This window comes from Labrys miyagiensis (assembly GCF_030160835.1).
Taxonomy (GTDB): domain Bacteria; phylum Pseudomonadota; class Alphaproteobacteria; order Rhizobiales; family Labraceae; genus Labrys; species Labrys miyagiensis.
On the sequence record NZ_BSPC01000015.1, the window covers coordinates 373,255 to 382,964 of the forward strand.

General features: G+C 62.3%; 7 protein-coding genes. 3 read left to right on the top strand and 4 right to left on the bottom strand.

Translation table 11 applies throughout. The annotated features are described in order from the left end of the window. Positions 1–95 precede the first annotated feature (95 nt). Positions 96–2,288: a glucans biosynthesis glucosyltransferase MdoH gene (gene mdoH, locus QQL24_RS10255; protein ID WP_284311874.1), complete on the bottom strand. Its 2,193-nt coding sequence runs from the start codon at positions 2,286–2,288 to the stop codon at positions 96–98. Then, positions 2,276–3,805: an OpgD/OpgG family glucan biosynthesis protein gene (locus QQL24_RS10260; RefSeq protein ID WP_284311875.1), complete on the bottom strand. Its 1,530-nt coding sequence runs from the start codon at positions 3,803–3,805 to the stop codon at positions 2,276–2,278. Before QQL24_RS10260 ends, mdoH begins: the two co-directional genes overlap by 13 nt. A 389-nt stretch (positions 3,806–4,194) precedes the next feature. On the opposite strand from QQL24_RS10260, the gene glmU reads away from it, so the two are divergent. Then, positions 4,195–5,550: a bifunctional UDP-N-acetylglucosamine diphosphorylase/glucosamine-1-phosphate N-acetyltransferase GlmU gene (gene glmU / locus QQL24_RS10265; RefSeq protein ID WP_284311876.1), complete on the top strand. Its 1,356-nt coding sequence runs from the start codon at positions 4,195–4,197 to the stop codon at positions 5,548–5,550. A gap of 179 nt (positions 5,551–5,729) precedes the next feature. Here the strand turns inward: glmU and QQL24_RS10270 are convergent, their stop codons facing one another. Both QQL24_RS10270 and QQL24_RS10275 read right to left on the bottom strand, forming a co-directional pair. Further along, positions 5,730–6,017, bottom strand: a complete 288-nt coding sequence (locus QQL24_RS10270; protein WP_284311877.1) for a helix-turn-helix domain-containing protein — start codon at positions 6,015–6,017, stop codon at positions 5,730–5,732. Further along, positions 6,004–6,363 carry a type II toxin-antitoxin system RelE/ParE family toxin gene (locus QQL24_RS10275; RefSeq protein ID WP_284311878.1) on the bottom strand — a complete coding sequence of 120 codons (360 nt, stop codon included), beginning with the start codon at positions 6,361–6,363 and terminating at the stop codon, positions 6,004–6,006. The genes QQL24_RS10270 and QQL24_RS10275 overlap by 14 nt, the downstream gene beginning before the upstream one ends. A gap of 235 nt (positions 6,364–6,598) precedes the next feature. Here QQL24_RS10275 and QQL24_RS10280 point away from each other — a divergent pair, with 235 nt between their 5' ends. Continuing rightward, positions 6,599–9,370: a valine--tRNA ligase gene (locus QQL24_RS10280; RefSeq protein WP_284311879.1), complete on the top strand. Its 2,772-nt coding sequence runs from the start codon at positions 6,599–6,601 to the stop codon at positions 9,368–9,370. 106 nt (positions 9,371–9,476) lie between these two features. Then, positions 9,477–9,710, top strand: a 234-nt coding sequence (locus QQL24_RS10285; RefSeq protein ID WP_284311880.1) for a transposase, incomplete at its 3' end; no start/stop codon positions are given.

Here is a 9,710-nt window from a genome sequence, read left to right on the forward strand (position 1 = left end):
TACGCGGCCAGCCTGTACGGGGCTGGCCCGGCCTTCTCATCTGTGCAATGTCAACAATCGTTTCTGACGGGGAGCAAAGGCTATCTACCAGATGCTCAAGCGGGCTCCTGCGCCGTGGTCTGCTCGTGTAGCCGCGACAGGCTCTCGATCAGGCTGTGGTCGTGCAGCGCCACGAAGCGCTCCTTCGGGTTCAGCCACTTCACCGCTTCCTCGATCGAGACGGCCTCGGCGATCTTGGCTTGGGCCATCACACGGTCCTGCTCGAAACGGCCACGCTCGCGCAGAGGCGCGGTCGGCAGCATGGTCTCGTGCAAGGCGCGGAAATCGGCGTCGTGATAGACCACTTCAATGGCGTCGCTGTCATCTTCACCCGCCGCCGCTAGTTCTTCGCTGAGGGCATTGGCGCGGGTTGCCACCTCAGGCGGATGGGTTTCCTCGGGCGTTGCCAGGAAGCCATGGCGGCGCAGCCACAGGCCGATGCTGAGCTGGCCGGAAGCCCAGGACAGCGGAATGGCGAGCAGCAGGCCGATGATGGTCGGCGACATCCAGGTGAACAGATAGGGCGAGATGACATAGGCGGCAACGCCGGCGAACAGACCGAGGATGGTATGCGAGCGGTGCCGCTTCACGATGTCACGGAAGGGGATCGAGCCGTCATCGCGGCGCTGCGGCTTCCAGCCGGAATCGCGGCCGACCAGGATCTCGAACACGGAGCCCGACTGGATCAGCATCATCACCGGCGCCAGGAGGGCCGAGAGGAAGATCTCGATGAGCCCCGACAGGACCAGGCGGATGCCGCCGCCGCTGGCCCTGCGGTTCGGCCCGTCCAGCAGCATGATGATGATGCCGAAGAACTTGGGCGCGAGCAGGATGCCCATGGTGCCGCCGAACAGCGCCAGAGCGAGCTCGGCGTTGAACACCGGCCAGGCAGGGAACAGCGAAAACTCGTCGGTGAAATATTCGCGGCGGATGAAATGCGCCTGCAGGGCGATGGTCAGGCCGACGAGCAACTGCAGCAGCCAGAGAGGGCTGGCGAGATAGGAGAAGATGCCGTTGGCGAAATGCTGGCGCGTGCAGGGGTGGAAGCCTTTGGCACCCATCACGCGGGTGTGCTGGAGGTTGCCCTGGCACCAGCGCCGGTCTCGGGCCGAGAGGTCGATCAGCGATGGCGGGCTTTCCTCATAGGACCCTGTGACATCGTTGAGCATGTAGACAGCATAGCCGGCCCGCCGGATCAGCGCGGCTTCCACGAAGTCGTGGCTGAGGATGTGGCCACCGAAGGGCGGTTTGCCCGACAGATCGGGCATGCCGCAATGCGCGGCGAAGGCCTTGGTGCGGATGATGGCATTGTGGCCCCAGTAATTGCCGTCATGCCCCATCCAGAGCGACAATCCCTCGGCGATCACCGGACCATAGACCCGGGCAGCGAATTGCTGGATGCGTGCGAACAGCGTGTTGCGGTTGATGATCAGCGGCAGGGTCTGAATGATGCCGGCATCGGGATCTCGCTCCATGGCGGCGGCAAGCTGCGTGATGGCGCTGCCGGTCATCAGGCTGTCGGCATCCAGCACCAGCATATGATCGTAGGAACCGCCCCAGCGTGTTACCCAATCGGCGATGTTGCCGGCCTTGCGGTTGGTGTTGCGCTGGCGGTGGCGATACCACAAGGCGACATTGGGGCCCAGGCGCTCGCGCATGGCGACGAAGGCACGTTCCTCGGCGATCCAGACATTAGGGTCGGTGGTATCGGAGACGAAGAAATAGTCGAAGGCCTTGCCGAGGCCGGTCTGCTCCACCGATTCGATGATCGCCTGCATTGCCGCGAAGACGCGGCTCGGCGCTTCATTGTAGATCGGCATCAGCACCGCGGTGCGGCTTGCCAACTGCGGGGGCAGGGGCTGCGTGATGCGCCGGTGAAACAAGAGATAGACAAAGCCGGCGATTGCCGCAGTGAAGGCGAGCGCGATCCAGGAGAAGTTCAGGACGAAGAGGCAGACCAGCGCCCATTCGAGCAGGGTGACGCCGCCGACCTCGACCACCTTGTACATTTCCCAGGCGCCGAAAGCCGTCAGCAGGACCATGCCGCCGAAAACGAACAGCCGAATCGCCCAGGAGCCGTGATGCAGCGCGGGGTGGATCCAGGAACGCTCCTCGGCGCGAGACCATTTCGATAGCGACTGGATCGGCATCGACAGCGGATTCTCCTCGGGCAAGGCCGGCCGGAGGTCGGGCCTTTCCCGCGAGAGGGTCGGTGTGTCTGTGCCGGGTTGATCCGCTACGGTGTCCATCGATAAAGCCACGTCTCACTCACTGGCTTGCCATCCTTCATCAGGACAGCACGCATTTCCGAATAGGTCTCGCTGCCCGGTTCAAGCCCGAAGGTCAGCCGTCCGATGCGCCGGTCCGTGTCGAGAGTCAAACTCACATCGCTGAGTTTGCCAGGATTGGCGGTGATATCCGGCGTCACCCCGTTGAGATTATCGGGGTTCGAAAAAAGATCACCCTGAAAATCGATTACGAAAAGGCGGCGTTTCTCACCCAGGGCACCGACGCGGGTCGCGTGGGCCAGCGCCATTTGCGGCTGCTGAGGCGGCGTCCAGCACCAGGTGGTGCGGTAGTTGAAGGGATATTCCTGGCCTATTTCCAGTGGGTTCTTGGGCCGCCAATAGGTGATGATGTTGTCGTGGATCTCGGCATCGCTCGGAATTTCCACCAGTTGGATTGAGCCCTCGCCCCAATCGCCTTTGGGGGTGACCCATACGCTGGGCTGCGTCTCGTACCGATGGCGGCTGTCCTCGAAATCGGCAGGGTTGCGGTCCCGTTGCAACAGGCCGAAACCTTTCGGGGTCTTGTCGACGAAAGCGGAAATCTGCAGGGTTTCGGGATTCTGCAGCGGGCGCCAGATCCACTCGCCGCCGCCCGACAGCATCTGGAGGCCGGAGGAGGCATGCACGGCCACACGCACGTCATCGACGCCCTTGTGGTCGTTCGTGCCGAACAAATACATGGAATTCAGCGGCGCGATGCCGACATGGTCGATCTTCACGCGCGGATAGATCGTGCACTCGACATCGATCGTCGTCGGGTCGTTCGGATGCAGCGTCAGTTTGAAGGCGCCCGTCGCCGCTTCCGAATCGAGCAAGGCATGGACCACGAGGTCTTGCGCGTCCTGCGCGGGGCGTTCGATCCAGAAGGAACGGAAGAACGGGAATTCCTCACCTGTCGCCTCGCCGGTGTTGACGGCAAGGCCGCGTGCCACGGCGCCATAGACCTGGTTCTTGGCGATGGCGCGGAAATAGCTGGCGCCCTGGAAGATGGCGAAATCGTCGAAGCGATCCGGCGCGTCGATCGGCGATTTCAGACGGAAGCCCGAGAAGCCGAGCTTTGCATCGGCGGCCGGCGGCGCGATCTTGCCGAAATCGAACATATCCGGCTCGTAGGGGACCACGAGCACGCGGCCATCCTCGACCGTGAAGAGATCGACAGGGGCGGCATAGATGAAGCCGCGATGCAGGGGCTCGATCACGAAGCCACGGTGATCCGTGCTCCAGATCGCCCGGTCGGGGCGGAAGCGGATCGATACATACTGCTCGTAGTCGAGGTTCTGCAGCGCGGAAGGCAAAGTCGGGTCGGGGGGCTGATAGCTGCTCTTGGCGAGGTTCTTGGCGTAATCCAGCAGCTTGTCGCGGGAAAACACCTCACCTTCCTTCAGGCCGGGCACATCGATTGCAGCCATCGCGCGGCAGGGATAGGCCAGGACGCCAGCGGCGATGGTCGCAAATGTCAAAAAGTCGCGTCTGTTCATGGGCTTCTTAACGCGCTTTCGAAAGGCGCAGTGCGGGTGAGAGGGCAGGGACGTCCCTTCGAAGGAGGTGCGGTCGCAGGTCACCATAGGTGATACGGTGACAGGCAACAACTGCTGGACACAATTGTTCCGCCAGCTTCCATGCCGACCGAGGACCTGCTGGCCCTCCATCAGCCGAAGAATCGTGACGGCCTCATGATGGAAGCAAGGAACTTTCCATTTTCTTGTCGTAAGGTTTGGTCATCGCCGTTTTCGCATGTGGGTAGGCTTGCGCGACAGGCCCGCCTTCCCAATAACGGCTGCAGCGTTTTGCGATCTGACAGAATCGGCAAGAACCGCAGAACGCGCTTTGTCTAGAGATAACCTGTCGAGCTTTTCCGGATGATTCCATGGCCAGATCGACCCTCGCTGTAATCCTCGCCGCCGGCGAGGGCACTCGCATGAAGTCATCGCTGCCGAAGGTGCTGCATGCCGTCGCGGGCAGGTGCATGCTCGCGCATGTGCTCGCAAGCGTGCGCGAGGCCGGCATCGACGATGCGGCCGTGGTGGTCGGGCCCGGGCGCGAGGATGTCGCCAAGGTGGCGCAGAAGGCCTTTCCGGGCTGCACCGTGTTCACCCAGGCCGAGCGCAAAGGCACAGGGCATGCCGTGCTGGCTGCACGCCAGGCCTTGTTAGGTGGCAAGGATGTCATCGTGCTCTATGCCGACACACCGCTGGTGCGCGCGCAATCGATCGAGACCCTCAAGGCGGCTCTCGAAGACGGCGCGCATGTTGCCGTGCTCGGTTTCCACGCCGCCAACCCCAGCGGCTATGGCCGCTTGATCGTCGAGGATGGCGCGCTGACCCGGATCGTCGAGGAGAAGGACGCTACGCCCGACCAGAAGGCTATCGGCTTCTGCAATGGCGGCTTGATGGCGCTGCGTGGCGAGACCAGCCTCGCTCTGCTCGACGCCATCGGCAATGCCAATGCCAAAGGCGAGTACTACCTGACCGATGCCGCTGAGATCGCGCATCAGCGCGGCCTGAAGGCCGTGGCGCGTCCCATCGCGGAGGAGGAGGTGCATGGCGTCAACGACAGGGTGCAACTGGCGCAGGCCGAGGCCATGATGCAGGCGCGCTTGCGTGCCGCGGCCATGAAGGATGGTGTGACGCTGATCGCGCCAGAGACAGTGTTCTTCTCCTATGACACGGTGATCGGCAATGACGTGCTCGTCGAGCCCAATTGCTGGTTCGGACCAGGCGTAAAGATCGAATCCGGCGCGGTGATCCATGCCTTCTCGCATCTCGAGGGCGCCAGGGTCGCCGGTGGGGCCTCGGTGGGACCGTTCGCACGCCTGCGGCCAGGGGCGGATCTCGGCAGGGACGTCAAGGTCGGCAATTTCGTGGAGATCAAGGCCGCCCAGGTCGAACAGGGCGCCAAGATCAGCCATCTCAGCTATATCGGCGATGCCCGCGTCGGGGCCGAGGCCAACATCGGGGCCGGCACCATCACCTGCAATTATGACGGCTATCTCAAGCACAAGACGGATATCGGGGCTGGGGCCTTCATCGGCTCCAACTCAGCCTTGGTGGCGCCGGTCAAGGTGGGCGACAACGCCAATGTCGGGGCTGGATCGGTGATCACGCGCAATGTTACCGAGGATGCCCTGGCGGTCGCCCGCGGCCGCCAGGTCGAGATCGCTGGCTGGGCCAAACGCTACCGGCAGGTCAAGAAAGCCGAGAAGGCGACGAAAGCCAAGGGGTGAGACATGGAACGTCCTTTTGGCCCGTTTGCCGACTCAACGCAGAAACTTGAGTTCAGCAACAATAGCGCAAGAGCACTTGAGGTCACGGTGGAGATGGTTCCAGACCGGTATGTTCTTCAGCGCGGCGACCCAATGTTCATGGTAGCAGGCGAAAAGGACGCACCGCATGGTAGGGCGTACTATGCGGCAGTCAGGAGCTTCTCGACAGTCTCAGGATCACGGTCGATTAGGGACAGCAGCACACGTGCCGGAGCATCCGGCATGCGCCGCCCTTGCTCCCAGTCCCTAAGCGTTCCTATAGGGATATGGAACGCCTTGGCAAACTGAGGCTGGGATTTGCGCGTTCTCTCACGGATCGCCTTCACATCCAGCTCTGCGATGACGCGAGCGCGCGAGGCATCTCCCTTCACGAAGGAAATTGCGTCATCGAGCCCAGCTAGAATGCCCTTGAAATCATTGTCCTTCATTTCGCAATTCCTTCTTTAACTGCGATGTCAGGCGCTTGAAGGCGTTTTCCTGAGCATCAGTCAGTGTCTCGTCCTCGGATTTGTCGATAATCCAAAGGAGGAATACAGGGTCGCGTTCATCTGCAAAAAAGCTGAAGACGCGATATCCACCACTCTTTCCTGTGTCTGACTTCGAAATCCTTCCTTTCCGCAGGCCGCCTGTACCGCGAACGATCTGTCCATAGGACGGGTTGGCAGCATATGTGTCATAGGGGGTTGCCATTTCTTCGGCCGTGACCTCAAGCCTTCGGGCTTGACCGGTAAAGGCGGTAGTCTCGACAATGGAATGCGTGGGAACAGGCGGCATCTAAGGCATCATACGGCAATGCCGTATTGTTTTGCAAGATCAAGCTGTGGCGAAGTGGCCTGTTCAGCCGTTGCAATCGTGCTCAGCGCCACTCGATAGTCCGTTGACAGGCGCGGAAGCTGATGGCGATCGCACGCCACCGGTTTCATTGACTTTCGGGCGATATTTCTGCCACTAACCACGCGAATATCGCCGCCCTGTCGGGTCGCGCTCAGCATTGCCTTGAAAGAACATCATGATCGAGACCACCTTTGATCCCGCCAGCGTCGAGCCGCGCGTGTCGGCGGCCTGGGAAGAAGCGGGAGCCTTTCGTGCAGGCCGCGCGGACCGCAAGACCGCTGCTCCCTATTCGATCGTGATCCCGCCGCCGAACGTCACCGGTTCGCTGCATATGGGCCATGCCCTCAACAACACGCTGCAGGATATCCTCTGCCGCTTCGAGCGCATGCGCGGCAAGGACGTGCTCTGGCAGCCCGGCACCGACCATGCCGGCATCGCCACGCAGATGGTGGTAGAGCGCCAGCTGCAGGAGCGCCAGATCCACCGGCGCGATATCGGCCGCGAGAAGTTCCTCGACTATGTCTGGAAGTGGAAGGAAGAATCCGGCGGCACCATCGTCAATCAGCTGAAGCGCCTGGGTGCCTCCTGCGACTGGTCGCGCGAACGCTTCACCATGGACGAGGGCCTCTCCAAGGCCGTTATCGAGATCTTCGTGCGCATGAACGAGGCCGGCCTGATCTACAAGGACAAGCGCCTCGTCAACTGGGATCCCAAGCTCCTCACCGCCATTTCGGATCTCGAAGTGGTGCAGGAGGAGATCAACGGGCATCTCTGGCATTTCGCCTATCCGGTGGTCGATGATGCCGGCAACGAGACGGGCGAAACCATCACGGTGGCGACCACCCGTCCTGAGACCATGCTTGGCGATACCGCGGTGGCCGTGCATCCCACCGACGAGCGCTACACCCATCTGGTGGGCAGGACGGTGAAGCTGCCGCTGGTCGGCCGGCTCATCCCGATCGTCGCCGACGACTATTCCGATCCCGAGAAGGGCACGGGCGCGGTGAAGATCACGCCGGCGCATGACTTCAACGACTTCGAGGTCGGCCGCAGGCATGACCTCGAGGTGATCAACATTTTCACGGCCGAAGCGCATCTCAACGAGAATGCGCCGGAAGCCTACCGTAACCTGGAGCGCTTCGAGGCGCGCAAGCGCATCGTCGCCGACATGGAAGCGGCCGGTCGTCTGGTGCAGGTCGAGAAGCACAAGCACCAGGTGCCGCATGGTGACCGCTCGGGCGTGCCGATCGAGCCCTGGCTCACCGACCAGTGGTATGTCAACGTGCGTCCGCTCGCCGACAAGGCCGTCGATGCCGTGCGCCGCGGCGAGACCCGCTTCGTGCCGCAAAACTGGGAGAAGACCTTCTTCGACTGGCTGGAGAACATCCAGCCCTGGTGCGTGTCGCGCCAACTCTGGTGGGGCCATCAGATCCCGGCCTGGTATGGTCCTGATGGCGACTATGTCATCGCCCGCGACGAGGCCGAGGCGCGCACCAAGGCCGATGCGAAGTGGGGCGCCGGCGCTGTCATCACGCGAGACGAGGACGTGCTCGATACCTGGTTTTCCTCGGCGCTCTGGCCCTATTCGACCTTCGGTTGGCCGGACAAGACGCCGGAGCTCGCCAAATATTATCCGACCTCGGTGGTTGTCACCGGCTTCGACATCATCTTCTTCTGGGTTGCCCGCATGATGATGACAGGCCTGTTCACCCAGAACGAAGTGCCGTTCCGCGACGTCTACATCCACGCCCTCGTCCGCGACGAGAAGGGCGCCAAGATGTCGAAGTCAAAGGGCAACGTCATGGATCCGCTCGACATCATCGACGGGGTCGAGCTGGAGCCCCTGGTCGCCAAGCGCACCTCCGCGCTGGCGGACAAGCGCGACATCGCCCATGTGACCGCCGAGACGCGCAAGCTCTATCCAAACGGCATCGACCGCTATGGCGCCGACGCGCTGCGCTTCTTCCTGGCCGCGATGGCAGCGCCCGGGCGCGATGTGAAGCTGTCGATCGACCGTGTGAAGGGCTACCGCAATTTCGGCACCAAGCTGTGGAATGCCACGCGCTTTGCCGAAATGAAGGGCTGCGCGCGCGATCCTTCCTTCGACCCGAAGACCGCCAAGATCGCGCTCAACCGCTGGATCGCCGGCGAGGCTGAGAAGGCGGTGGGCGAGATCCAGCGTGCCATCGAGGCCTATCGCTTCAACGACGCCGCCGGCGCGGTCTACCGCTTCATCTGGAACGTGGTGTGCGACTGGTATGTCGAGCTTTCCAAGCCGCTGATCGACAATGGCGATGCGGCGGCCAAGGCCGAAACGCGGGCGATGGTGGCGTTCATTCTCGACCAGGCCACGCTCCTGCTGCACCCCTTCATGCCCTTCATGACGGAGGAACTCTGGGCGGTGACAGCCGGGCCTGAGCCGCGCGGGCAACTGGCCGCGCTCACCCCCTGGCCGGATCTCGGCGGCCTCTTCAATGGAGAGGCGGATGAGGAGATCGGCTGGCTGGTCGATCTCGTCTCCCAGATCCGCTCGATCAAGACCGAGGTGGGGGTGCCTGGCGGCGCGCAGACCCCACTGGTGATGGTGAATGCCTCGCCGGCCGTGGAGGCACGCGTGGCTGCCTATGGCGACACGCTGAAGTTTCTCGCCCGTATCAGCGAGATCTCCTACGCTCCGGCGGCGCCCAAGGGATCGGTGCAGATCATCGCCCGTGGCGCCGTGGCGGCGCTGGCGCTCGAAGGCGTGATCGACATCGAAGCCGAGAAGGCGCGTCTCAAGAAGGAGATGGACAAGATCGATGGCGAGATCGCCAAGATCAACGCCAAGCTCGGCAATCCCGACTTCATCTCCCGTGCCAAGGAAGAGGTGATCGAGGAAAACCGCGAGCGTCTCGAGGAGGCGCTGGCACGCCGCGCCAAGTTGCAGGACGCGCTGGCGGGACTGTGAAGGGGGGCGGGTCCTCATTCTACTGAGTCACGATTTTAGGAGATTCGCGCGCGTGTGAGATTTGGTAGGGTTGTGATTCGTCTCAAGAAGCGAATTGGCGGCTCGAATGACCCAGAACATCGACGCAGGTGAGGATCGTTTTAGTAAGTATGTCAATGAGTTGACGTTGGCTCTTGGGCGAGCGGATCGTGCTGTGCCGTTCAAGGACTATTGCACGGGCCTGCTGCTACCTGGCGAGCGCAAGAGCGTGGAACCGATGGCAGCGGTGGTGGCACCGGCCCAGGTCTCGGCCAAGCATCAATCTCTGATGCATCTGGTGAGCCAGGCGAAGTGGTCTGAC